Below are 23,311 nucleotides of genomic sequence, written 5' to 3' on the forward strand. Positions count from 1 at the left end.
GGTACCGGCTGGTCCCCGCGAGCGTTTAGGCTTCCCACGTGACGAATGGACCGGGGGCCGAGCAGGCGGCGGACCGGGTCTGGACGATCCCGAATGTGCTCTCGATGCTGCGCCTGGTCGGGGTGCCAGTTTTCCTGTGGGCGATCCTGGAGCACGACGACACGCTGGCCCTGCTGATTCTCATGGGCTCCGGCATCAGCGACTATCTCGACGGCAAGATCGCGCGACGCTTCGGGCTGGTCTCGCAGCTCGGCGCCGTCCTTGACCCCGTCGCCGACCGTCTCTATATCCTCTCGACACTGCTGGGCCTGGCTTGGCGCGAAATCATCCCGTGGTGGCTGGTCGCCGTGCTGCTGGCGCGCGAGGTGCTGCTCACGATCCTGTTGCTCATCGCCCGCACCAAGGGCCTGCGCGAGATGCCGGTGCACTTCGTCGGCAAGGCCGCCACCTTCAACCTGCTTTACGCCTTCCCGCTCTTGCTGCTCGCCGACGGCGACGGCACCCTCGCCAGCATCGCCCGGCCGGTCGGGTGGGGCTTCGCCTGGTGGGGCATCGTGCTCTATTGGCTCGCGGGCCTGATGTATGCCGCTTCCCTGCGCCGCTACCTGCGCGCCCGAACCCTGCAGCCGGTGAGCCCGACGTGACCAGCCCCTCATCGACGCGTCGGCCCGACGCCTCGATGACGCTGATCAACGAGATGCTTACCCGCCCGCTGGATCCGTCGTATGCCGCATCCGCCGCCCGCCGGGTCGCCGCGGGGGAGCCTCCGCATACCTCCGTGGGCACGGTCCTGGTGACGCTGACCGCCATCCTCATCGGCTTCCTGCTCGCCGTGGCCGCTGGCAGTGTGCGGCGGGACGCCCCGACGGCGCAGGGTGTGCGAGCCGAACTGATCGATCAGATCACCGAGCGGCGCGATGTGGTGGAGGAACGCAGCCGGGCCATCGCCGCCCGGCAGCAGGAGATCGCCGGGCTCGAGGCAGCTTCGCTCGCCGGGGCTGGGGCGTCGCTGACGGCGAGGCTCCAGAGGCTGGGCATCGACACCGGATCCAGCGCGGTCGAGGGTCCTGGACTGATCGTCAGCCTCGCCGACCGTCCCGGCCCTGCGGATCCGGAGGCCACGGGGGTCGATCAGGGCAAGGTCCTCTCCCGCGATGTCTTTATCGTCGTCAATGGGCTCTGGCAGTCCGGGGCAGAGGCCATCTCGATCAACGGCCAGCGCCTGACGGTGCGCTCACCGATTCGCTTCGCCGGCGCCGCCATCCTCGTCAACTTCCGGCCGATCTCGCCACCTTACGAAATCTCGGCCATCGGCGATCCAGACCAGTTGCCGGAGCTCTTCGCTCAAAGCGTCGGCGGGGCCTATGTGAAATCGTTGAGCGACAACTTCGGCATCGTCACCTCGGTCACGGCCAAGGATGACATCTCGCTGCCCGGCGCGACACGCGTCAGTATCGACCGGGCCCGACCGCTAGGTGATGGATCGTGATTCCCGCCCTCGGACTGCTTGCTGGCATCGTCATCGGCATCGTGCTCAAGCCCGATGTGCCGATCTGGCTGCAGCCCTATCTGCCGATCGCGGTCATCGCCGCCCTGGATGCGGTATTCGGGGCGGTCCGGGCGGTCCTGGACGGCATCTTCGATGACAAGGTCTTCGTCGTTTCGTTCCTGTCCAATGTCGTCGTCGCCGCCTTCATCGTCTACCTCGGCGACCAGCTCGGCGTCGGTTCGCAACTGTCGACCGGAGTCATCGTCGTGCTCGGCGTGCGAATCTTCTCCAATGTGGCGGCCATCCGACGCCATCTCTTTTCGGCATGAATGACCTGGGATCGAGCCCGCGCCCGGCGACCTCATCGGCCGGCGCGTGGCGCAGGCTGGCCCGGATGGGCCGCCCTCGGGCGACCAAGGCCAATGTCCTGGTCTTGCTCCTCGCGACCCTGCTCGGCTTTGCCATCAGCACGCAGGTCCACCAAACTCGATCCTCCGGCCTGGAGAGCCTGCGCGAGCAAGACCTCGTCGGCGTCCTGGACACCGTCACCCAGGAAGGTGTTCGGCTTGGAACGGAACTGCGCGACTTGGAACGCACCCGGGACCGGCTCGCCAGTGGCGTGGACAGTGAGAAGGAGGCACTCGCCCTGGCCCGCGAGCGCGCCGACACGCTCGCGATCTTGGCGGGCACCGCGCCCGCGACCGGCCCGGGCATCCGGCTGACGATCACTGACCCGGACGGCAAGATCGGCTCGACCATCTTGCTGGACGCCATTCAGGAACTGCGTGACGCCGGTGCCGAGGTGATGCAGGTCGGACCCGTCCGCGTCGTGGCGAGCACGTATTTCACCGATTCTGATGCGGGAGTGAGTGTTTCGGGCACCGGGATCTCCGCGCCATACTCCATCCTCGCCATCGGCGACCCCGCCACGATGACGGCCGCGATGGGCATCCCTGGCGGCGTCACGGTCTCGGTCCGTGGACTCGGGGGCGATGTCACGATCGCGCCATTGGATCGGGTGGATATCACCGCGGTGGTCGATCTGCCGACCCCTCGCTTCGCGACACCCCAGCCCGTCCCGACATCGAGCGCGTCCCCCTGACGCCAGAGCGCCATCGACCATTAGGGTGGCGAACAGCCTCGCCGAGAACGGAGACCCCATGTCAGATTTCGATTACCCCGATAACTTGCGCTATACCGCCGAGCACGAGTGGGTGCGCCCAGGCGACGGCGAGAACGTGCGGGTGGGGATTACGGCCTATGCGCAGGACGCGCTCGGTGATGTGGTGTACGTCAGTGCGCCCTCCGTTGGTGCCGCTGTCACGGCCGGGGAGTCCTGCGGCGAGGTGGAGTCCACCAAGTCGGTCAGCGACCTCTACTCGCCGCTGACTGGCACGATCACGGCCGTCAATGAGGCGCTCGATGCCGCGCCAGAATTGATCAACACCGACCCATATGGCGAGGGTTGGATTTTCGAGATGTCGCTGGCGGACGCCAGCGCAGTGGAGGCTCTGATGGACGCCTCCGCATACCGCGAGAACTTGGCCTGACCGCCACCTCATACACCCCGAGCACGACAGGACAGCCGCGACATGAGTGACACCGCCCCGGGCACGGGCCTTCCCGACGACGGTGCGGACAGCCCGCAGGCCTTCCGCTTCGATCCGTCGACCCAGCGCCTCCCCCCGACCGGCGGCCAGGAGGCGCCAGACTGGGCCGACTACGAGCCTGCCCTCTCGCGCGAGGACCTTGGCCTGATCGAGGCGCTGCGCCCCGGCACCGCCCTGCTGATCGTCCAGCGCGGTCCCAACACCGGCGCGCGCTTCCTGCTTGACAATGCCCAGGTCACCAGCGGGCGCGGCCCGGACAGCGACATCTTCCTCGACGATGTAACGGTCTCGCGCAAGCACGCGGTCTTCTCCTGGGAGGACGAGCACTTCGTCGTGCGCGATGTGGGCTCTCTCAACGGCACCTATGTCAACAAGCAGCGGGTCGACGAGGCGGATCTGCACGATCGCGACGAAGTCCAGATCGGGAAGTTCCGCCTGGTGTTCCACCAGGCCAAGGCCTGATCGTGGCCGGTCAACGAATCGGGGCGGTGCTTGCGGCACTGCAGCCCGATTTCCCTGACCTGAGCATCAGCAAGATCCGCTTCCTCGAATCCGAGGGCCTCGTGGAGCCGCAGCGCAGCGGCTCCGGCTATCGCTACTACAGCGGCGCCGATGTGGAGCGGTTGCGCTTCATCCTCACGGCCCAGCGCGACCGCTTCTGGCCGTTGAAGGTCATTCGTGATGCGCTCGATGGGATGGAACGCGGACTCACGGTGGCCGAGGACGCGCCCTCCGCGCTCCCGCAGCCGCCGCAGTTGGCGGCGGATCCCGACCTCCCCGACCCCGGGAGTATGACGATCCGCACCACCGCGCGCCTGAACAGGGCCGAGTTGGCCCGGGCCGCGGAGGCGCCGCTGGCGCTGTTGGACGAACTGACCTCATACGGCCTGCTGCGCCCGGACCGCGATGGCTATTTCGTCGGTGAGAGCGTCCGGATTGTCGCCGCTGCCGCGCAATTGGCGGCTCTGGGGATCGAGGCGCGGCACTTGCGTCTGTTCCGGACTGCGGCCGAGCGCGAGATCGGGCTCGTGGACTATGCCGCCTCGCAGGCCGCCCGCCCGGAACCGGCAGATGTGGCGCTAGCCTGCCTGGCACTGCATACCGCCCTGGTCAAGGACGAATTGGCCCGTCGGGGCTAAGGTCCGCGCGATAGCGTGGCCTGATGAAGCCCTTGGACGTCCTCGGCGTGCGGGTGGAGATGCCCACAAACACCCCGATCGTGCTGCTGCGCGAACGCGATGGCGTGCGCCATCTGCCGATCTGGATCGGTGCCGCGGAGGCCACCGCAATCGCCTATGCCCAGCAAGGTGTCGTGCCGCCTCGGCCCCTGACGCACGATCTGCTGATCGATGTCCTCGAAGCCCTGGGGGACACCTTGGAGCGGGTGCGGATCGAGCGCATTGAGGATGGCGTCTATTTCGCGAATCTTGTGCTGCACAGCGGTTTAGAGATTGATTCGCGGGCCTCCGATGCCATCGCCTTGGCGATCCGTTCCGGTGCCGAGGTGGTTGCGCCCGAGGGCTTGCTGGAAGCTGCGGGCATCCTGCTGCCGGAAGAGACGGACGACGAGGTGGAGAAGTTCAAGGAGTTCCTCGATCATGTCTCGCCGGAAGACTTCGAATCGACACCCTAGTGACTCAATGTCGACTATGGGTTGAGAGTGTCGTGTGTGACTGATGTGACGAGTGAGGCTGGCGCGACACGCCGAAAGCGTTATCTGCTCGGTCGTTGACGCTGCCCACCCCGCGCCGTACCGTCAAATCCAGATAAACGGCCATTTCAGATGGAGGGACCCGGTGAACGGGACTGGCGAGGAGAACGGTCGGGCGATGCCCACCGTGACCCAGGACGCATTGTTCGACGAATTGTCGAATCCCTTCGGCGATGTCGGCTATCGCGGTGTGACCGCGTGCAAGGCGGCCGGCATCACCTACCGCCAGCTCGACTACTGGGCCCGGACCGGCCTCGTGGAGCCCTCGATCCGCGGGGCGGCCGGCTCCGGTTCGCAGCGGCTCTATGGCTTCCGCGACATCCTCGTGCTCAAGGTCGTCAAGCGGCTGCTGGACACCGGGGTTTCCCTGCACCAGATCCGGCTCGCCATCGAGCACCTGCGCGAGCGCGGCGTCGATGACCTGGCTCAGGTGACCTTGCTCAGCGACGGCGCGTCGGTCTTCGAATGCACCTCGCCGACCGAGATGTTCGACCTGCTCCAAGGCGGTCAGGGCGTCTTCGGGATTGCGCTCGGCAAGGTCTGGCAAGAAGTCGAGGGATCCCTGGCGCACCTGCCTGGGGAGAGCGCCGACCAGGATGAGCCGTCCGAGCACCCGCACGACGAATTGCGCGCTCGCCGCGCCGCCCGCGTCGGCTGAGAGGTCCCACCTTCACCAGCCGGGACCACGTGGGCAGGGTCGTCGGGTGCTGGCGCTGCCATTGATAGGCTCGGCGCGGCCCCACGAGCATCCGATGAAGGAGTTCAGGTGACGACACCGCTGCCCGATTTCACCGCCCGACACATCGGTCCGCGGGAGGCGGATGTCGAGGCGATGCTGCGGGTCGTGGGCCAGTACAGCCTGGAGGCCCTCGTCGATGCCGCCATCCCGTCCTCGATCCGCGCCGAGGCGCCGCTCGGCATCGAGCCAGCCGCCTCCGAGGCCGCCGTCATTGCTCAGTTGCGGGGTTATGCCGAGCAGAACCAGGTCCTGACCAGCCTCATCGGCCAAGGCTACTACGGCACGATCACCCCCGGCGTCATCGCGCGCAATGTGCTGGAGAACCCCGCGTGGTACACCGCCTACACGCCCTATCAGCCGGAGATCTCCCAGGGCCGGCTGGAGGCCCTGGTGAACTTCCAGACGGTCGTCACGGATCTGACGGGCCTGGACATCGCGGGCTCATCCCTGCTCGACGAGGCAACGGCAGCGGCCGAGGCGATGACCTTGATGCACCGTTCCACCCGGGCCAAGGACGACTCGGTGCTGTTGATCGACGAGCGGGTCTTCTCCCAGACCCTCGCCGTCGTCGCCACCCGGGCCGAGGCGATCGGCATACCTCTGGTCGTCGCGGACCTCAGCGGGGTCGACTCGCCCGCCGCCTTGCGCGCCGCGGCGGGGGAGCGTGAGGTCTTCGGGGTGCTCGTGCAATATCCGGACGATCGAGGCGCGATCCGCTCGTATGCCGCCCTCGCCGCCGCCGCCCACGAGGCCAAGGCCCTGGTCACCGCCGCCACAGACCTACTAGCCCTGACCCTGCTGACCCCGCCGGGGGAGTGGGGCGCCGATATCGCCGTCGGCTCGGCGCAGCGCTTCGGAGTGCCGATGATGTTCGGCGGGCCGCACGCGGGCTTCATGAGCGTGCGCAAGGGGCTCGAGCGCACGATGCCGGGCCGGCTCGTCGGTGTTTCCGTGGACGCGGTGGGCTATCCGGCATACCGCCTCGCCTTGCAGACCCGCGAGCAGCACATCCGCCGCGAGAAGGCGACCTCCAATATCTGCACGGCCCAGGTGCTGCTGGCCGTCATGGCCTCGATGTATGCCGTCTACCACGGCCCGCAGGGACTGACCGGCATCGCCCGGACGGTCCATGAACGCGCCCAGCAGCTGCGCGGCGGCCTGATCGCGGGTGGCGTGGAGGTCCTCGCCGACGCCTTCTTCGACACCCTGACGGTGCGAGCGCCCGGCGGAGCCGATGCCGCCGTCGCCGCCGCGCGCCAGCAAGGCATCAACCTGCGCCGGATCGATGACGACCTGGTGGGCATCAGCGTGGACGAGACCACGACACCCGAGGTTGTGAACCGGCTCCTGGTGGCCCTCGGTCTGCCGCAGCAGCTCACCGGCGCTGGCGATGCGGCCATCCCCGAGGACCTGCGCCGCACCAGCGACTTCTTGACCCACCCAGTCTTTAGCAGCCATCACTCTGAGACGGCGATGCTGCGCTACCTGCGCAAACTCGCCGACAAGGACTTCGCCCTCGACCGCGGCATGATCCCGCTCGGCTCGTGCACGATGAAGCTCAACGCGACGACCGAGATGGTCGCCGTGACATGGCCGGAATTCGCCAATCTGCACCCCTTCGCTCCGGACGATCAGTCTGCGGGCTATCAGGATCTGATCGCCGAGCTCGAAGGCTGGCTCTGCGAGATCACCGGCTATGACGCCGTCTCCCTGCAGCCCAATGCCGGCTCCCAAGGCGAGTTGGCTGGCTTGCTGGCGATCCGGGCATACCACCGCGCCAACGGGCAGGGGCACCGCACGGTCTGCCTCATCCCCTCCAGCGCTCACGGCACCAATGCCGCGAGCGCCGTGATGGCCGGGATGAAGGTCGTCGTCGTCGCGACGGCACCCGGCGGCGATATCGACATGGGGGATCTCAAAGACAAGGTCGCGCAGCACGGCGAGAATCTCGCGGCGATGATGGTGACCTATCCCTCGACCCATGGCGTCTACGAGGACACGATCACCGAGTTGTGCGGGCTGGTCCACGACGCCGGCGGCCAGGTCTATGTCGATGGCGCCAATCTCAACGCGCTCGTCGGCCTGGCCCGGCCGGGCAAGTTCGGCTCCGATGTCTCGCACTTGAATCTGCACAAGACCTTCTGCATCCCGCATGGCGGCGGCGGGCCGGGCGTGGGACCGATCGGCGTCCGCGAACACCTGGCGCCCTTCCTGCCCGCGAGCCCGCAGCAGGGGCGCACCGGCGCCGCGGTGTCGGCGGCGCCCTATGGATCGGCCGGCATCCTGCCGATCTCCTGGGCCTACATCCGGCTGATGGGCGGTGTCGGGCTGACCCGCGCGACCCAGGTCGCCATCCTCAATGCCAACTACATCGCGGCCCGGCTCGGCGAGCACTATCCGGTGCTTTATGCCGGGGCCGGTGGCCTCGTCGCGCACGAGTGCATCCTGGATGTCCGGCCGCTGACCAAGGACTCCGGGGTCACTGTGGACGACATCGCCAAGCGCTTGATCGACTACGGCTTCCACGCGCCGACGATGTCCTTCCCGGTCGCCGGAACCTTGATGGTCGAGCCGACCGAGAGCGAGGACCTGGGGGAGATCGACCGCTTCTGCGACGCGATGATCGCGATCCGCGGCGAGATCCAGCAGGTCCTTGATGGTGAGGTGTCCGTCGCCGACAGCGTGCTCCGGCACGCTCCGCATACCGCCCAGTCGTTGGTTGGCGAGTGGGAGCACCCGTATGACCGCGCGACCGCCTGCTTCCCGGCCGGCCTGCACGCCGCGAAGTACTGGCCGCCCGTGGCCCGAATTGATGGTGCGTATGGCGACCGCAACCTGGTCTGTTCCTGTCCGCCGCCGGAGGCCTTCGAATAGGCCGCACCCGAAAGCCGGCGTCGGGGAGTCCGGTCTCCACGGCACGTCGGCTCGGCTTGGCTCAGGCGCTGAGCGCGGAGTTCCCGTTCTGCTCCACGTGTGAGCCGGCGCTCGACTTATGGACCGCCAGCTGCGTGGGTATGCGGTCACGCAATTCGGCGAGGTGGCTCACCACGCCGACGGCGCGGCCACCATCGCGCAGCCCGTCGAGGACGGCCATGACATCTTCGAGGCTGTGCTCGTCGAGGCTGCCGAAGCCTTCGTCGATGAAAAGGGTCTGCAACTCGACCCCGCCGGCGCTTTCGCGGACCGCATCGGCGAGTCCGAGGGCGAGCGCCACCGAGGCCATGAAGGATTCGCCTCCAGACAGGCTCGCCGGCGAGCGGTCCACGCCTGACCACTCGTCGCGGATCAGCAGTCCGAGGCCGCTGCGGGCGCCATGAGCCGCCAGGGAGTCGTCGTGCCCGAGGCGGAAGCGGCCCTCACCCATGACGGCCAAGCGCTCATTGGCAAGTTCCACGACGCGTTCGAGCCGGGCTGCCAGCACAAAGGTCGACAGCCGCATCCGCAGCGTGTTTTCCGCCGAGGTGCCGCCGGTGAGTTCTGCCAGCGCGCTGACCCGCAGGTGAGCTTCTCGCTCCCGCTCGAGCAGCTTCGCCGCAACCCCAATCCGGGCGAGCAGAATCGTTGACGAGGTGGCGATCCGGTCAAGATCATGAGCACTTCGGCTGAGGTTTTGGGCCTGCGCCCGCTGGTGCGCGGCCGCCTGCTTTAGTGCGTCGAGATTGGGCGTCGGGGCCGCGAGGGCAGCGATGATGTCCGGCTCGGCTAAGGTCGCGGTCGCGAGATGACCCCGCCTCTCGTGCTCATGGATGCTCGCCTCCAGCGCCTGGGATTCGGTGTCCGGCAGTAGTGCTCGACGGGCTTCCTCTCGGTCCGCGAAGCCTGTCTCGGGAAGCGCGGCCAGCAGGTCGGTGTCCGCTGCCTGCAGCGCATCGGCGGTGGCGGCCTGACGCTCGCGCGCCGACCGGACTGCCGACACCTCCCGAATCACCTGGTCATGGTGATCGTGGCTGCGGGTCAGTTCGCGCACTAGGCCGGGGTGATCGAGAGCTTCGAGATCGGTCACGACAGGGCCGCTTGGCTGGCATGGGCAGTCGGCATGGTCGGTGAGGAGGGCTCGGACGCGGTCCACGGACTGCTGCAGTCGATCCCGCAGGTCACGCGTGGCGGCCTTGGCCAGTTGGGCGTCGATCGCGGCCTGCCTCAGCGTTGCGGCCGCCTGTTCCTGGGTATGCCGTGCGTCAGCCAGTGCCCGCTGCTGCGCTTCTCGCTCGCGCACCTGCTGCCGGGCCGACTCAACCTCCTCGCCGCATTGACGCAGTTTGCTCGCCAACTCGGCGGGGGAGTGATCGGCATGGCCGAGTTCGGCGAGCCGGCTGGTTGCCGAGGCGATCCGCTCGGACACGACCGCCAGCGTGGAGTTGATGCGCTGCATCTCGCGCCGCCGGGCGGCCAGGGCGGCCTCGGCCTGCGCGATCGCGTCGGGCGACCAGTCCGCGCCGATCTGCGCCGGCTCGGGGTGCTCGGCGGACCCGCATACCGGGCAGGGGGCGCCGGGGATCAGTCCATCGGCGAGTTGGGCGGCGAGGTCGGCGAGCCGGGCTTGCTCGAGATCGAGCAGTCGTCGTTGCGCGGAGAGTTCGGCGCGCTCGGCGGCCAGCGACTCCTCTCGGCCCGCCGTCTCGGCGTCCCGGGACGACGTGAGAACACCCGAAAGCTGCACAGCCTGGGCTATCACGGTATGCCGCGCGATGACCTCGGCGAGCGGTTCTCGCTCGGTCTCGTCCGACGCTAGGGCCCGGTCCAGATCGGCGATCTGCTGGTGGCGTTGGTCCTGCTGGCTCGCAAGTGCCTCGGCTCGGCGCCCAAGGTCCCGATGTGAACGCTCCGCCTTAGTCACCTCAGCTGCCGTCTTGGCGAGATCGCGAGCCGGCGCCTGCGCTGCCGCGAGCAACCGGGTCCCCCGATCCACGGCGTCCTCGGCCAGCAGATCGGTCGGGTCCAGCGAGGTGGACAGGGACGATAAGGAGACGCCCGCCTGGGCCAGAGCCGCGGCGGCACGACGATGAGCCGAGCCGGCCACGTCGGCGGCGTGCAGATGCGGACGAACACGCTCCGCCCTGGCAGATGCCGCAAGCCGCTCGCGAGCCTCGGCAATCGCGCTCGCGTGCGAGGCCAACTCGGCCGTCTCCTGCTGGGCCGCTTCTCCTCGCCGGCGCGCTCGGAGAAGAGTCTCGGCCTGCGCGAGCTCCCGTTGGCAGCCATCGGCGGCGGTGATCGCCTCGCTCGCGCGAGCATTTGCCTCGACGGCGGCACCGCGCAAGTGCTCACTCAGAATCGGCGTGACGGCCGCCCACTCGGTCGCGGCCAGGTCGCTGATGTCCCGGTCACCCAACAGCGCAGGCAAATCGACGGCCTCACCCGGCAGGCCCGAGAGTAGGTCGACGAGGGAGCGCACGGCATACCCAAAATCGCGCTCCGCCGCCTCGCGGGCGCTGGCGTGCTCCCGGCGCTTCTCGGCCAGCCAGGCTTCGACATCCTCAAAAGCCGTGACATCGAAAAGGGCCGTGAGCAGCCGATGCCGATCGCGAGCATCAGCGCGCAGGAAGGCCGAGAACTCACCCTGAGGCAACAGCGCGATGCGTTGAAACTGGGCCAACCCCAACCCGACCGCATCGGCGATGACCTCAGCAGCCTCGTCGATGCGCGTTGAACGCACCTGCCATCCATGGGCAAACTCTTCCAAGACCACGCTGGCCACTGCCTTGACGCTGCCCGTGCCCCGCCGCTTAGGACGGACCTGCTCGGGGCTGCGGGTCACCCGCAAGCGTCGCCCGGAGGCCGTGAACTCAAGCGTCACCGAGGTGAGCAGGTCCGGTGGAGCGAGGTCCGAGCGCAAAGCGCGCGCCGAGCGGGCGCCGGGAACATCGGCGAAGAGGGCAAAACAGACCGCATCGAGAATGCTGGTCTTGCCGGCGCCCGTGGCGCCGTGCACCAGGAAGAGACCAGCACCTGACAACTCATCGAAGTCGATGACCTGCGACTGCGCAAAGGGGCCGAAGGCGCTGACGTGCAGGCCGTGCAATCTCATGCGCTCGCCACCTCACCCGCCGGATCATCGCCGATTTTGGCCTCGTGCTCGCTGAGCCACCGCTCGCGTCGCGAGGCCTCCATCGCGCGTTCGAGCAGCCGTCGCTCGTCCGCATGCACGCCCGCGCCGCCGCGCACGTGCCCGACGAAATCGCAGCAGACGTCCAGATCCGAGCGCCCCTGCACCCGGGTGGTGTAGGTGCTCGGCAGCACGCTGATCCCCTCGGGTTCGAAAGCCAACTCGAGGGTGTGGGGGAAGCGCGCGCGCAGCCGGTCCATGGCGGCCAGCGGCCGCACCGGATCGGTGAGCACGACCGAGCACCACGCGGACTCGGCATGCGCGTGCCGCACCTCGGTCAGCAGCTCCTCCAAAGTCCCGCGTAGCCTGGCGAGGGCGCGCAGGACGGGCACCTCGATGCGCTCGATGCGCGGCGCCCGCGTGCCCGACACCTCGACCAGCGACCAGGTCTTGCGATGGTTCGCCTCCCCGAATGACATCGCTGCTGGCGACCCGCTGTAGTGCACGCGCTCCCCAAGGGTCTGCGCGCCGTGGAGGTGACCCATCGCGGCATACGCCGCCCCGGCGAAGGTCGAGGCCGGCACCGCCGAGAGTCCACCGGTGCTGATATCTCGCTCGGAGTCGCAGCTATCGCCGCCGGTGACGACGGCATGGGCCATCACCACCAGGGGCCCGCCGGAGTATGCCGCCCGCACCCGCCCCATGGCCGCGCCCAGAACGCCGGAGTGGGTTCGCTCACTGGCTCCGAGAGCGCCCGCCGCCAGGATCGGGTCGAGATAGGGAATGGGGGCGATCACTCCGTCGGCGATCGGCACCAGCTGCCCCACCTCCGCAACCGATGTGGCCACGTGCACGCCGGCCTGGCGCAGCAAGCCCGCGCCAAAGCCGAGACGGATCGCCGAATCGTGATTGCCGCTGGACAAGACCACCTGGGTGCCGGCGTCGACCAGCCGCTCCAGCGTGGTCGAGAGCAAGGCGACGGCATCGGGGGAGGGGATCGCGCGGTCATACACATCCCCCGAGATGAGGACCGCATCGACCCGCGTCTCGCGCACCACCTCGATCAGCTGATCGAGAGCGCTCTCGTGCACGGCCTGCATTCCGACACTCTTGAACGACCGGCCCAGGTGCCAGTCGGAGGTGTGCAGGATGCGCATGCCCAGCAGGCTATGAGGCCGCACTGACAGCCCCCCGGCATTTGCGCCGGTGCGCCCCCAATCCGAGAGGCGAGGGCGAGCAATTGGGCAGTTTCGCAGGGCGTGAGAAACGCCCTTCTGGTCAATCGGTAAGAAATCGCCGCTCGCGCGTGGCCCCGACGGGTGGGCTGTGGTTGGGTGTGCCCATGGGTGTCGAGGTCGAAGCCAAGAGCTACAGCCGCGAGGAACGACAGCGCTATCGCGAGAAGGTGCGTCAGAACCTCGACGTCTTCGAGCGCATGCTCGCCAGCAGCCAGTTCGAGTTCGAGAAACCCATGACCGGCATGGAGCTCGAACTCAATCTCGTCGATGACAACTTCCAGCCGCGCTTCGCCAATCTCGAGGTCCTGGCGGCCATCGCCGACTCCGACTTCCAGACCGAATTGGCGCAGTACAACATCGAGATGAACGTCCGGCCCCGGCCGCTGCCCGGAGACTCCGCCCTGGAGTTGGAAGAGGACCTGCGCCGCTCGCTGAACAATGCCGAGGAGAAGGCCCATTCGGCACAGGCGCGGATCGTGCCGATCGGCATCCTGCCGACGATCATGCCGGAGCATTTCGAGGGCGACTGGATCACCGCCAACAATCGCTATGCGGCGCTCAACGACTCGATCTTCTACGCCCGCGGCGAGGACATTTACCTCGACATCGAGGGTCCGACCGGGGAGCGCGTCCATACCTATAGCGACACGATCGCCCCCGAGTCGGCGTGCACCTCGATGCAATTGCACCTGCAGGTCGCTCCCGCGGATTTCGCGAACTATTGGAATGCGGCACAAGCGATCGTCGGCCCGCAACTTGCGCTGGCAGCCAACTCGCCCTATTTCTTCGGCCAGCGGCTACACGCCGAGACCCGCATCGAGCTGTTTAAGCAGGCCACCGACACCCGATCCATCGAACTGAAGAACCAGGGCGTCCGCCCCCGGGTCTTCTTCGGCGAACGCTGGATCACCTCCATCTTCGATCTCTTCGAGGAGAACGTCCGCTACTTCCCGGCCCTACTTGCCGAGTGCGGGGACGAGGATCCGATCGCGCTCTTGGAGCAGGGCGTTGCCCCCACTCTGGCCGAACTGCGCCTACACAATGGCACCGTCTATCGCTGGAACCGGCCCATCTATGACGTCGTGAACGGCACCCCACACCTGCGGGTCGAGAACCGAGTGCTGCCCGCGGGCCCCTCGATGATCGATGTGATGGCCAATGCCGCCTTCTATTACGGCGTCGTGCGCCAGCTCGCCCGCGAAGAGCGGCCGATCTGGACGCGGATGAGTTTCGCCGCAGCCGAGGAAAACTTCCGGCGATGCGCCCGCGACGGGATCGATGCGCGCATCTACTGGCCCGGCTTCGGTGAGGTGCGCGCGGACGAACTCGTGCTGCGGCACCTGCTGCCGATGGCTCACGAGGGCCTGGCGGATTGGGGCGTCTCCGCTGCCGTTCGGGACCGCTATCTCAGCGTCATCGAGGGCCGCTGCATCACCGCGGCCAATGGCGCGGAGTGGCAGGTTCATATGGTCGAGGCCTTCGAGGCGACGGGCATGGATCGCCCGACTGCCCTGCGCTCAATGCTCGAGCGCTATATCAGCCACGTTCACGAGAATCTGCCCGTCCATGAGTGGCCGCGCGAGATCTGAGACCAGTCAGTCAGCGTTGAGGCCAGGCAGCCGATTCCACATCTCCACAGCCGGGAACTCCTTGTCGTAACGCAGCACGCTCACCGACCCGGCGTCGAGCAAAAGCGAGGCAGCTAGCCGCACTTCTTGCCGCAGAAAAACGGTGGCCAAGATCCGCAGCGCGTGTCCGTGCCCCACGAGGGCCACATCCTGTGTCTGCAGTGTCGGCTGTATGCGGACCAGCACCCTCGCCATCCGGGCGGCCACCTCCTCGACCTGCTCGCCCGGCGTGGCGCCGGGCGTGACGCCGTCCAGGAAAACCGACCATGGCCGGCCGAGCTCGGCGCGGATCTGCGCGGTCGTGCGGCCTTCGGCGCTGCCGTAGTCCCACTCCATCAGATCAGGCTCTGCTTCGGGCGAGAGACCCGCGAGTTCCGCTGTGCGCCAAGCGCGTTGCAGCGGCGAGCTGAGCACCAGGCCAAAGCTGCAGCCACTGAGCAAACCGCCTGCGGCCCGGGCTAGCGCCTCCCCGTGCTCGGTCAGCGGCAGGTCCGTCCGGCCCGTATGCCGCCCGCTCTTGGACCACTCGGTCTCCCCGTGACGGAGTAGGAACAGCCGTCCAGTGGGTATGCCGCTCGCAGCCGGTGCACTCATACGTCCGACCTTAGGTGCTCGGTCCGGATAGCGTTTCGATCATGAGTGAGGTCATCGCCGACGGCCCCGGCTTGGGGCACCGCCAGATCACGTTCAGCAGAATCGAGAAGGGCCGCTTCCGAGCAACGAATGCGCGCGGCGGCACTTTGGACTTCGCCTCGGGGGAGAACACCGACTTCACCCCGGTGGAACTTTTGCTCGTCGCCATCGCGGGGTGCAGCGCCGTCGACGTCGACCTGATCACGGTCAAGCGCGCGGAGCCGGAGCACTTCGAGGTCACCGCAACGGGGACCAAGGCGCGCGATGAGCAGGGGAATCGACTGCAGGACATCGCGGTTCACTTCGCCATCGACTTCCCGGACGGCGCGGACGGCGATCGCGCGCGCGAGATGTTGCCCAAAGCTGTCGCCATGTCGCACGACCGGCTGTGCACTGTTTCGCGGACCGTGCAAACCGGTGCCCCGGTCCAGATGACGCACGACTGACGAGGGCTTTGGGCGCGACCAAATACGCTGGCCCCGCGAGTGCTTGAATGGTCGCATGCCTGGCTCCTCGCGCGCTGCCCAGCTCGTCGCCTCCGAAGAACTCGCGGGGCTAGACCCCTTTCTCATCGACGAATTCGCGCTGCGATTGGAGCGCTACTGGCCTACCGTGCGCTCCGGCGTTGCGCGGCTATATGGCGAGGAGCGGGCCGAGGAACTTGCCGAGGATCTCGTGCGTCGGGCCGCGCGCGGATATCGCGACCGCGACCCAGAACTGCGGCGACTGGATCGAGCCCGCCTGCTGACACCCACCTGGTTGCAGGACCCGCGGATGATCGGATACGCCTGCTACACAGAGCGTTTCGCCGGGGATCTGCGTGGCGTGAGCAAGAAGCTGGACTATCTGCAGGAACTCGGCGTCACCTACCTGCACCTGATGCCGCTCCTGCAGCCGCGAGAGGGCGACAGCGATGGTGGGTATGCCGTGGCCGACTACCGCGCTGTCCGTCCCGACCTCGGCACGACCGACGACTTGCGACGCCTGGCCGACTCCTTGCGGGCCCGTGGTATGTCGCTCGTCATGGACCTAGTGCTGAACCACGTTGCCCGCGAACATGATTGGGCGCGGCGCGCGCAGGCGGGAGATGCGACATATCGCGACTACTTCTACATCTATCCCGATCGACAGCAACCGGACGCCTACGAGCGGACGCTGCCGGAGATCTTCCCCGACTTCGCGCCGGGCAGCTTCACCTGGGATGACGCGGTCGGCGGCTGGGTGTGGACCACCTTCAATTCCTGGCAATGGGATGTCAACTGGGCCAACCCGGCGGTGCTGGGGGAGTACGTCGACATCATCTTGTATCTCGCGAACCTCGGCGTCGAGGTCCTGCGCCTCGATGCCATCGCGTTCACGTGGAAGCGCATGGGCACCGATTGCCAGAACCAGCCAGAGGTTCACCACCTCACCGCTGTGCTTCGCGCACTGGCCCGAATCGCTGCTCCCGCAACAGTTTTCAAGGCCGAGGCGATCGTGGGCCCACGCGACCTCATCCAGTACCTCGGAATCGGCCAGCATGTCGGCCAGGTCAGCGATCTGGCATACCACAACTCCCTCATGGTGCAGGGCTGGTCGGTGCTCGCCGGGGGCGACACCGAACTCGCCCGGGTCGCCCTGCGTGCCCTGCCGTCCACGCCGCCGACCGGCACATGGATCACCTACGTCCGCTGCCATGACGACATCGGCTGGGCGATCGATGACCGGGACGCAGCCGCCTTGGGGCTCAACGGCTTTCTCCACCGGCGCTTCCTCGCCGACTGGTATGCCGGGGACGTCGCCGGCTCCTGGGGCCGGGGACTGGTCTTCCAATTCAACGAGGCAACGGGCGACAAGCGCACCAGCGGGACCGCGGCGTCTCTGGCCGGGCTGGCGGCGGCCCGCACCGATGCCGACCGTGAACACGCTCTGGCTCGGATCTTCGTGCTGCACGCTCTGGCCTACGGCTGGGGCGGCATACCCGTGCTGTGGTCGGGGGACGAACTCGGGACGCCCAACGATCCGGAGTGGGCTGCCGAGAAGGGCCATGAGAACGACAACCGGTGGGCGCACCGACCCCGGCTCGACTGGCGGTTGGCTGCGGACCGCCACGACTTGCGCACGGACGCGGGGAAGATATTCCAAGGCCTGGTGCATCTCGGGCGGGTGCGCGCGAGCCTGCCGCAGCTGCACGCAAGCGCGGAATCGCGCGTGTATGGCGAGCACATCGACCGGGGTCTACTCGTTGTGCACCGGGCGCACGCGGCCGGTCCCATGCTGGCGATCTACAACGTCACCGAAGACTGGCGGCCTTTCCCCGGGATGGAGTTCGAAAGCCTCGGTTTCCGGGAGCCGGTCAACGCCTTGGGCAATGACCATCAGGTCGCCATCGGCGATGACGGCTATATCTGGATCCCACCCTTTGCGGCCTGGTGGGTCGTCGACGCGCCGTCGGCTAGCTGACACAGACGAACACGAGCACGGGCAGGTCGGCGGGTGAGTGGCCGGCTTGCGCGGCGACCGTCGTGAGGCGGTCGGGGGTGCCCCGGTGGGCGGATCCGGCGTATGTCGTCCGCCCCGTCGAGGTGGTGCCGAGGCTGTCCTGAACCTGGGCAGCGGCGGTGGTCGTGGTGACGGTGGCGGGCGCGATGGCGATCATCGAGTCTCTCCTTGAGCGGCGAATTCGTATGGTGCGGCTAGCCTTTGGGGCTGGTCTGCCGATGTGACGAGACTCCCGCCTGACCTTGTGAGTCGGCTGTGCCCGACGCGTGGCCTGGCTAGGAATCTCATGACGGACCGCTGGGAATGTTCAGGGCGCCGCGGGCGTGCTAGACAGAGTCCATGGCTACGACTGCATTCAAGGGCAACCCCGTTCACACCGTCGGCGACCTCCCCGCGCAAGGTGGTGCCGCCCCCGATTTCACGTTGACCGGCTCGGACCTGTCCGATGTGACCCTGGCCGGGCTCGCCGGACGCCGGGTGGTCCTCAACATCTTCCCGAGCGTTGACACCGGTGTGTGCGCGGCCAGCGTTCGCAAGTTCAACGAGCTGGCCTCCGGCTTGGAGAACACCAGCGTCGTCTGCGCGTCCGCGGACCTGCCGTTCGCGCTGAGCCGCTTCTGTGGCGCCGAGGGCATCGAGAATGTCGTCGCCGCCTCCTCCTTCCGCAGCGACTTCGGCGCCGACTATGGCGTGACGATGACCGACGGCCCGCTGCGCGGCCTACTCGCCCGCTCCGTCGTCGTGCTCGATGCCGACGGCAAGGTCACCTACACCGAGGTCGTCCCCGAGATCACCACCGAGCCCGACTACGACGCCGCCATCGCCGCCCTCTCCTGAGCCTGGGGCGCCGTTTGTAGGTTTCCCGCCCGATGCCGGAAACCCTCCTTTTGTGCCGGAAAGCTTCTGGCACAAAGGGAGGGTTTCTCTCCCATATGGCGACGCGTCAGCGCTGCAGCAGGACCAGCACCTCGCTGTGACCCGTCTGGGGAAACATGTCGAACAGCCGTGCCTGCTCGACGTGGAAGCTCGGCAGCCGCGTCAGATCGCGCGCTAAGGTCACGGGATTGCAGCTCGAATAGAGCAGGAAGCTCGCGCCTGAGCTCTCGAGGTCTGCCGCGAGACGCGCATCGATTCCGCGCCGTGGCGGGTTGACGATCACCAGGTCCGGCCCTGGCCAGCCTGCGTCACGGGCCATCACGGCTGCGTCGCCGGCAGCGAAGGTGAAGCTCCCGACCCCACCCGACTCGGACGCAGCGAGCTCCGACGCGCTCTGCCGCGCCGACGCGATGGCGTCCGCCGAGATCTCGGCGCCGAAGATCCGGCGACCCGGCGCACCGGCATACAACGAGAACCCGCCGACCCCGCAGTAGAGATCCCAGACGACATCGGGCGCGACCTGCGAAATCCATTGCTGTGCTTGGTGATACAGGCCGATGGCGACGTCGGTGTTGGTCTGGAAGAAGCTGTTCGGCCGCAGGTGCAAGCGGACCTGACCCAACTCCATCGACAGGCTCTGCCGCGCCGTGAGCACCCTCTCGTGCGGACCCTCGAGGATGGCCTTGTGCTCCGGCTGAAGGTTGATCGAGACCACCGCGACTCCATCGACTAAGTCGCCGATTGCGGGCACGGCGTCGGCGATCCGCTGCGCCTGACGCTCGCTGCGCAAGACGAAGCGCACCATGAGTTCGCCGCTGGGGGAGTGGGTGACCAGCAGATTCTTCAGTTCGCCGCGAGCTTTGCGCACGTCATAGGGCAGCAGCCGCAGGTCTTCGATCAGGTGGGCCAGCGGCGCGAAAGCCGCCTGCAATCCCGGTTCGTACAGGCCACATTCGCTCAGGTCTACAGCCCTCTGCGTGGCGTCAAGGATGCCGAGTGTGATCTCACCAGGCCGCCCTGCGACAACGAGTTTGGCCTTATTGCGGAAGCCGGACTCGCGGCTGTCGAAGGGTTCGCTCCACCGGGTGGGGCCCACATGCTCCGCGAGAAGCTGCGCGGCGACCGACTGCTTATCCGCCAGCTGGCGCTCGTAGGGCGTGCCCATCAGGGTGCACGAGCGGCATACGCCGGCGTCGTAGTAGTGGCAGTCCATCACGGCCCAGCGTAGGCCGCGACAATGAGCCCTATGCAGTTCGTCGTTCGCGTCCGGCCTGGCGCCTCGCGCACCCGCGTGGGGGGCCGCTTCGGCGGGGACGCCTCGTGGTCGCGGTGTCCGCGCCCGCCGTGGACGGCCGGGCCAATGAGGCCGTATGCCGTGCGCTCGCCGCCGCGTTCGGGGTGCGCCCCCGCGCGGTCGCCATCGTCGGTGGGGCGACTTCGCGCACCAAACGCGTCGCGATCGACGATCCAGATGACCTGGTGGGCGCGCGGCTGGTGGAGCTGCTCGGCATACAGTGAACACATGGCTCGCCTGCTCGATGTGCACCCGATCGATCCCCAACCGCGGGCGATCTCGCAGGTCGTCGCCGTGCTGCGCGACGGCGGCCTGATCGCCTATCCCACCGACTCGGGCTATGCCCTGGGCGCGACCTTGGGCAATCAAGAGGCTAAGGACCGCATCCGCGAGATCCGCCGCCTGGACGACAAGCACCACTACACCGTGATCTGCCGCGACTTCGCCCAACTCGGGCAGTTCGTGTTCGTCGACAACTCGATCTTCCGCGCGATCAAGTCGGCAACGCCCGGGCCCTACACCTTCATCCTGCCGGCGACGAAGGAAGTGCCGCGAAAACTGTTGCACGCAAAGAAGAAAACGATCGGCGTGCGCATTCCGCAGAGCCGCGTCGTGCAGGCGATCCTCGCGGAATTGGGGGAGCCGCTGCTTTCGAGCACCTTGATCCTGCCCGGCGAGAGCGAGCCAATGACCCAGGGCTGGCTGGTCAAGGAAGAACTAGACCATGCTGTCGACATCGTGCTGGACGCGGGGGAGTGCGGCATCGAACCCACGACGGTGGTCGACTTCTCCTCGGGTGAGCCGGTGATCGCCCGCGCGGGCGCTGGCGACCCCACCCGCTTCGTCGGCTGAGGTGCTTCCTTCGTGGGGGAGAGGAAGCGGGAGGCGAGAGTCGGACACTTGGTTCGAGACGAGCGGGCCGATCTGCTGGAACTGCTTGACCAGTTGACTGCGCGCCAGTGGGCGGCCGACTCGCTGTGCGCTGGCTGGTCTGTCCGTGACGTTGCGGCGCATGTGATCGATTACGACATCGCGGGCTGGCAGAAGACGATCAGGAGGCTGCTCTCGGCGTCCTTCAGCCTGGATCAAGCCAACGCGGGCGGCGGAATCGCGAATGCCCACCTCACGCCGGACGAAATTCGTGAGCTGCTTGCGCAACACCTGTCGCCGAGAGGCCTGACCGCGGTCTTTGGCGGTCGCGTCGGGCTGCTCGATGCGCTGGTCCACCACCAGGACATCCGGCGCGCGCTCGACCTGCCTCGGACCATTCCGCCGGCCCGACTCATCCCAGCCCTCAACTTCGCACGGGTCGCCTTCGCCGCCGGCATCCCGCGCCGAATCAGGGGCCTTCACCTGGTGGCAACGGACCTCGGGTGGACCGCAGGCCGCGGCCCTGTAGTTGAGGGATCGGGCGAGGCATTGCTCATGGGTATGGCGGGGCGCCAGCACGCGATCGCCGAACTGCACGGTCCCGGGGCAGGCATCCTCGCGCGGCGCTGCGCGCCGCCTCCGACGCTGACGGATTGAGAAGAGCCGGTCGGGTCTGCACCTCGTCAATCGTCGCGTCGTTTCGCTGGCTGCGGCCGCACCGATCTTCCCTTGGCGGTTCCGCGTCGCGCTGCGTCGCCTGGTCCGCACTCAGGACTGCTTGCTCCTGAGCGTCGCCGACGCCGAGGCTCCACACCTTCATCCTGCCAGCGACGAAGAAAGTGCCGCGAAAACCGTTGCACGGCAGGAAGAGAAGGATGGACGTGCGCATCCGAACCGCTTCAGCGGCTGACCCTTCAACTGGCACCCCGGAGCACCACGTGCTCGATGCCATCGAGCACGAGGTCCAGGCCAGGCTCAAACTCGCGGTCGAAGGAGTAGCCCGGGGCGGGGATCACCTGCTCGGCAAACCACATCATGTGTGCATAGCCCCGAAGTGCGTCCCCGAAGCCATCCGTGACGATCATCGACGCGGCCTCAGGCCCGCTGTCGAAGGGCAGGGTCGACTCCTGCAGAACGAAGCCATATACGAACGCGTCGATGACGGCATACGCGAAGGCGACCTGGGCGCCAGTGAAGCCGGCCTCCCGCAGGCAGCCGATATTGGCGTCGTGATAGGCCAGGTTCGCTGGCCCAGGCCGGTGACGCGACTCCATCAAGGGCAAAGCCCAAGGATGGCTATGGAGGACCGCCCGCACCGACAGCGAACGACGGCGTAGCTCGGCCCGCCACTGTCCTCGTGCCTGCGGCAACTCGATCTCGCGGTAGATGCGGTCCACCATCAGGTCAAGCAGCGCTTCTTTGTTCGCGACATGGTGGTAGAGCGACATCGCCTCGACGCCGAGGCGGCGGGCCAACGCCCGCATGGTGAGCCCGTCGAGGCCCGACTCATCGGCCATGGCCATCCCCGCGCTGATGACGGCGTCCTGAGTGAGCTTGCGCGGCGGCATACATCCTCCTGCGAAGTCCTTGTGATCCTTACAACGTAATGTTACGGTTCCACTGAAAACTTACAACGTATGGATTGGATTCTGGCTATGACTGCATATTCGCCCGGGGCCGACCTGACCGCCCAGCCTCTGCCGAGCACCATGAGGGCGGCAACCCGATCGGATTACGGCTCAACGGAACGTGTCGTCGTTGATCGCGTCGATCGTCCGGAACCCGGAGCGACCGAGGTGCTCATCCACGTCGCCGCGGCGGGTCTCGACCGGGCCACCGTCCACCTGTTGGAGGGCAAGCCCTATCTGGCCCGACTCGCGTTCGGCGTGCGACGACCGCGGCAGGCGGTCTTGGGGCAGCAGGTCGCCGGGCGCATCGTGGCCGTCGGCTCAGCCGTGACAGGTCGTGCCGTGGGGGAGCGGGTCTTCGGAACCGCATCCGGAGCATTTGCCGAGTATGCCGTGGCGAAGGAGGCCACCATCGCGCCGACACCGGTTCAGCTGAGCGACGACATAGCCGCCACCTTGGGGGTCTCGGGAGTCACTGCATACGCTGCCGTGGTCGGTCGCGCGCGTGTGCAGGCGGGCCAGCGCGTGCTCATCCTCGGCGCGTCTGGCGCGGTGGGGACGTATGCCGTGCAGCTCGCGAGCCAGCTCGGTGCTGACGTGACGGGGGTATGCAGTGCGTCCAAGCGCGATCTGGTCCGCTCCTTCGGGGCCAAGCTGGCCGTCGACTATGCGGGGTTGTCCCTCGCCGACCTGCCGGATACCTACGATGCCATCATCGACATCGCCGGCAACCGCCCGCTCCGCAAACTGCGCTCCGCCCTCGCCGCCGACGGCATACTCGTGATCGTCGGCGGCGAAGCGGGTGGTTCGCTGCTCGGCGGGATCGAGCGAAATCTGTTCGCGTCGCTCGTCAATCGGTTCACGACCCAACGCCTGGGCTGGCTGTTCGCGAGCCCGACCACGGAGAATCTCGCGCTCCTAGCCGACGCCCTGGTGTCCGGGAATCTGCAGCCGCCACTCGATCGGTGTGTTGATCTGGCTGGCCTTGGCCCAGGGATCGAAGACATGCAGCAGGGCCGATTGCGTGGCCACGTAATCGTTCACCCCGGATGACGCCGTGCACTCGGC

24 protein-coding genes are annotated in these 23,311 nt (G+C 67.5%); 18 read left to right on the forward strand and 6 right to left on the reverse strand.

Going from position 1 to position 23,311, the window contains the following annotated elements; all coding sequences use genetic code 11:
• Positions 1 to 38 precede the first annotated feature (38 nt).
• The 10 genes from clsA (at position 39) to gcvP (ending at position 8,423) form a co-directional block, all read left to right on the forward strand.
• Positions 39 to 644, forward strand: a complete 606-nt coding sequence (clsA, locus tag ABD225_RS04140) for a cardiolipin synthase ClsA (protein ID WP_344081703.1) — start codon at positions 39 to 41, stop codon at positions 642 to 644.
• Entirely contained in the window at positions 641 to 1,489 is an 849-nt protein-coding gene (locus tag ABD225_RS04145; RefSeq protein ID WP_344081706.1) for a DUF881 domain-containing protein, read from the forward strand. Before clsA ends, ABD225_RS04145 begins: the two co-directional genes overlap by 4 nt.
• Positions 1,486 to 1,818, forward strand: a complete 333-nt coding sequence (locus ABD225_RS04150; RefSeq protein WP_344081709.1) for a small basic family protein — start codon at positions 1,486 to 1,488, stop codon at positions 1,816 to 1,818. The genes ABD225_RS04145 and ABD225_RS04150 overlap by 4 nt, the downstream gene beginning before the upstream one ends.
• A 65-nt stretch (positions 1,819 to 1,883) precedes the next feature.
• The gene (locus tag ABD225_RS04155) at positions 1,884 to 2,591 is read left to right on the forward strand and encodes a DUF881 domain-containing protein (RefSeq protein WP_344081712.1); all 708 of its coding nucleotides are present in this window, start codon (positions 1,884 to 1,886) and stop codon (positions 2,589 to 2,591) included.
• Positions 2,592 to 2,649: 58 nt separating this feature from the next.
• Positions 2,650 to 3,039 (forward strand): glycine cleavage system protein GcvH, encoded by a 390-nt coding sequence (gene gcvH, locus ABD225_RS04160; protein ID WP_344081715.1) that lies wholly within the window; start codon positions 2,650 to 2,652, stop codon positions 3,037 to 3,039.
• A gap of 42 nt (positions 3,040 to 3,081) precedes the next feature.
• Positions 3,082 to 3,561, forward strand: a complete 480-nt coding sequence (locus tag ABD225_RS04165) for an FHA domain-containing protein (RefSeq protein ID WP_344081720.1) — start codon at positions 3,082 to 3,084, stop codon at positions 3,559 to 3,561.
• Between the two features lie 2 nt (positions 3,562 to 3,563).
• The gene (ftsR, locus tag ABD225_RS04170) at positions 3,564 to 4,238 is read left to right on the forward strand and encodes a transcriptional regulator FtsR (protein ID WP_344081723.1); all 675 of its coding nucleotides are present in this window, start codon (positions 3,564 to 3,566) and stop codon (positions 4,236 to 4,238) included.
• A 23-nt stretch (positions 4,239 to 4,261) separates the two neighbouring features.
• Complete coding sequence (locus ABD225_RS04175; RefSeq protein ID WP_344081726.1) at positions 4,262 to 4,732, forward strand: bifunctional nuclease family protein; 471 nt, start codon at positions 4,262 to 4,264, stop codon at positions 4,730 to 4,732.
• Between the two features lie 196 nt (positions 4,733 to 4,928).
• Positions 4,929 to 5,468 carry a MerR family transcriptional regulator gene (locus ABD225_RS04180; RefSeq protein WP_344081729.1) on the forward strand — a complete coding sequence of 180 codons (540 nt, stop codon included), beginning with the start codon at positions 4,929 to 4,931 and terminating at the stop codon, positions 5,466 to 5,468.
• 108 nt (positions 5,469 to 5,576) lie between these two features.
• Positions 5,577 to 8,423: an aminomethyl-transferring glycine dehydrogenase gene (gene gcvP / locus ABD225_RS04185; RefSeq protein WP_344081732.1), complete on the forward strand. Its 2,847-nt coding sequence runs from the start codon at positions 5,577 to 5,579 to the stop codon at positions 8,421 to 8,423.
• A 61-nt stretch (positions 8,424 to 8,484) separates the two neighbouring features.
• Here the strand turns inward: gcvP and ABD225_RS04190 are convergent, their stop codons facing one another.
• On the reverse strand, positions 8,485 to 11,577 hold the full coding sequence (locus ABD225_RS04190) for an AAA family ATPase (protein ID WP_344081735.1): 3,093 nt from the start codon (positions 11,575 to 11,577) through the stop codon (positions 8,485 to 8,487).
• A complete protein-coding gene (locus ABD225_RS04195) occupies positions 11,574 to 12,752 on the reverse strand; it encodes an exonuclease SbcCD subunit D (RefSeq protein WP_344081738.1) in 1,179 nt (392 codons plus the stop codon). Before ABD225_RS04195 ends, ABD225_RS04190 begins: the two co-directional genes overlap by 4 nt.
• A gap of 185 nt (positions 12,753 to 12,937) precedes the next feature.
• Between ABD225_RS04195 and ABD225_RS04200 the strand changes: the two genes are divergently transcribed.
• Positions 12,938 to 14,422, forward strand: a complete 1,485-nt coding sequence (locus tag ABD225_RS04200; RefSeq protein WP_344081741.1) for a glutamate-cysteine ligase family protein — start codon at positions 12,938 to 12,940, stop codon at positions 14,420 to 14,422.
• 6 nt (positions 14,423 to 14,428) lie between these two features.
• On the opposite strand, the gene ABD225_RS04205 is transcribed toward ABD225_RS04200, so the two are convergent.
• Positions 14,429 to 15,055 (reverse strand): histidine phosphatase family protein, encoded by a 627-nt coding sequence (locus ABD225_RS04205; RefSeq protein WP_344081744.1) that lies wholly within the window; start codon positions 15,053 to 15,055, stop codon positions 14,429 to 14,431.
• A 41-nt stretch (positions 15,056 to 15,096) separates the two neighbouring features.
• On the opposite strand from ABD225_RS04205, the gene ABD225_RS04210 reads away from it, so the two are divergent.
• The gene (locus tag ABD225_RS04210; protein WP_344081747.1) at positions 15,097 to 15,540 is read left to right on the forward strand and encodes an OsmC family protein; all 444 of its coding nucleotides are present in this window, start codon (positions 15,097 to 15,099) and stop codon (positions 15,538 to 15,540) included.
• A gap of 55 nt (positions 15,541 to 15,595) precedes the next feature.
• Positions 15,596 to 17,536 (forward strand): alpha-amylase family protein, encoded by a 1,941-nt coding sequence (locus tag ABD225_RS04215; RefSeq protein WP_344081750.1) that lies wholly within the window; start codon positions 15,596 to 15,598, stop codon positions 17,534 to 17,536.
• Here the strand turns inward: ABD225_RS04215 and ABD225_RS04220 are convergent.
• The gene (locus ABD225_RS04220) at positions 17,529 to 17,732 is read right to left on the reverse strand and encodes a hypothetical protein (protein ID WP_344081753.1); all 204 of its coding nucleotides are present in this window, start codon (positions 17,730 to 17,732) and stop codon (positions 17,529 to 17,531) included. The genes ABD225_RS04215 and ABD225_RS04220 overlap by 8 nt on opposite strands.
• A 182-nt stretch (positions 17,733 to 17,914) precedes the next feature.
• On the opposite strand from ABD225_RS04220, the gene tpx reads away from it, so the two are divergent.
• Positions 17,915 to 18,412, forward strand: a complete 498-nt coding sequence (gene tpx, locus ABD225_RS04225) for a thiol peroxidase (RefSeq protein WP_344081756.1) — start codon at positions 17,915 to 17,917, stop codon at positions 18,410 to 18,412.
• 106 nt (positions 18,413 to 18,518) lie between these two features.
• Here the strand turns inward: tpx and ABD225_RS04230 are convergent, their stop codons facing one another.
• On the reverse strand, positions 18,519 to 19,664 hold the full coding sequence (locus ABD225_RS04230) for a methyltransferase domain-containing protein (RefSeq protein ID WP_344081759.1): 1,146 nt from the start codon (positions 19,662 to 19,664) through the stop codon (positions 18,519 to 18,521).
• Positions 19,665 to 19,780: 116 nt separating this feature from the next.
• Between ABD225_RS04230 and ABD225_RS04235 the strand changes: the two genes are divergently transcribed.
• From ABD225_RS04235 to ABD225_RS04245, 3 genes are read left to right on the forward strand one after another with little or no spacing between them, the layout of a single operon-like run.
• Positions 19,781 to 19,969, forward strand: a complete 189-nt coding sequence (locus tag ABD225_RS04235; protein WP_344081762.1) for a DUF167 domain-containing protein — start codon at positions 19,781 to 19,783, stop codon at positions 19,967 to 19,969.
• 4 nt (positions 19,970 to 19,973) lie between these two features.
• Positions 19,974 to 20,597, forward strand: coding sequence for an L-threonylcarbamoyladenylate synthase (locus tag ABD225_RS04240; protein ID WP_344081765.1), 624 nt, complete (start codon positions 19,974 to 19,976; stop codon positions 20,595 to 20,597).
• Positions 20,598 to 20,645: 48 nt separating this feature from the next.
• On the forward strand, positions 20,646 to 21,272 hold the full coding sequence (locus tag ABD225_RS04245; protein WP_344081768.1) for a maleylpyruvate isomerase family mycothiol-dependent enzyme: 627 nt from the start codon (positions 20,646 to 20,648) through the stop codon (positions 21,270 to 21,272).
• Positions 21,273 to 21,529: 257 nt separating this feature from the next.
• On the opposite strand, the gene ABD225_RS04250 is transcribed toward ABD225_RS04245, so the two are convergent.
• On the reverse strand, positions 21,530 to 22,183 hold the full coding sequence (locus ABD225_RS04250; RefSeq protein WP_344081771.1) for a TetR/AcrR family transcriptional regulator C-terminal domain-containing protein: 654 nt from the start codon (positions 22,181 to 22,183) through the stop codon (positions 21,530 to 21,532).
• Between the two features lie 87 nt (positions 22,184 to 22,270).
• Between ABD225_RS04250 and ABD225_RS04255 the strand changes: the two genes are divergently transcribed.
• Positions 22,271 to 23,296 carry an NAD(P)-dependent alcohol dehydrogenase gene (locus tag ABD225_RS04255; RefSeq protein ID WP_344081774.1) on the forward strand — a complete coding sequence of 342 codons (1,026 nt, stop codon included), beginning with the start codon at positions 22,271 to 22,273 and terminating at the stop codon, positions 23,294 to 23,296.
• Positions 23,297 to 23,311: the final 15 nt, after the last annotated feature.

This window comes from Nostocoides veronense (genome assembly GCF_039531185.1).
Lineage (GTDB): Bacteria > Actinomycetota > Actinomycetes > Actinomycetales > Dermatophilaceae > Nostocoides_A > Nostocoides_A veronense.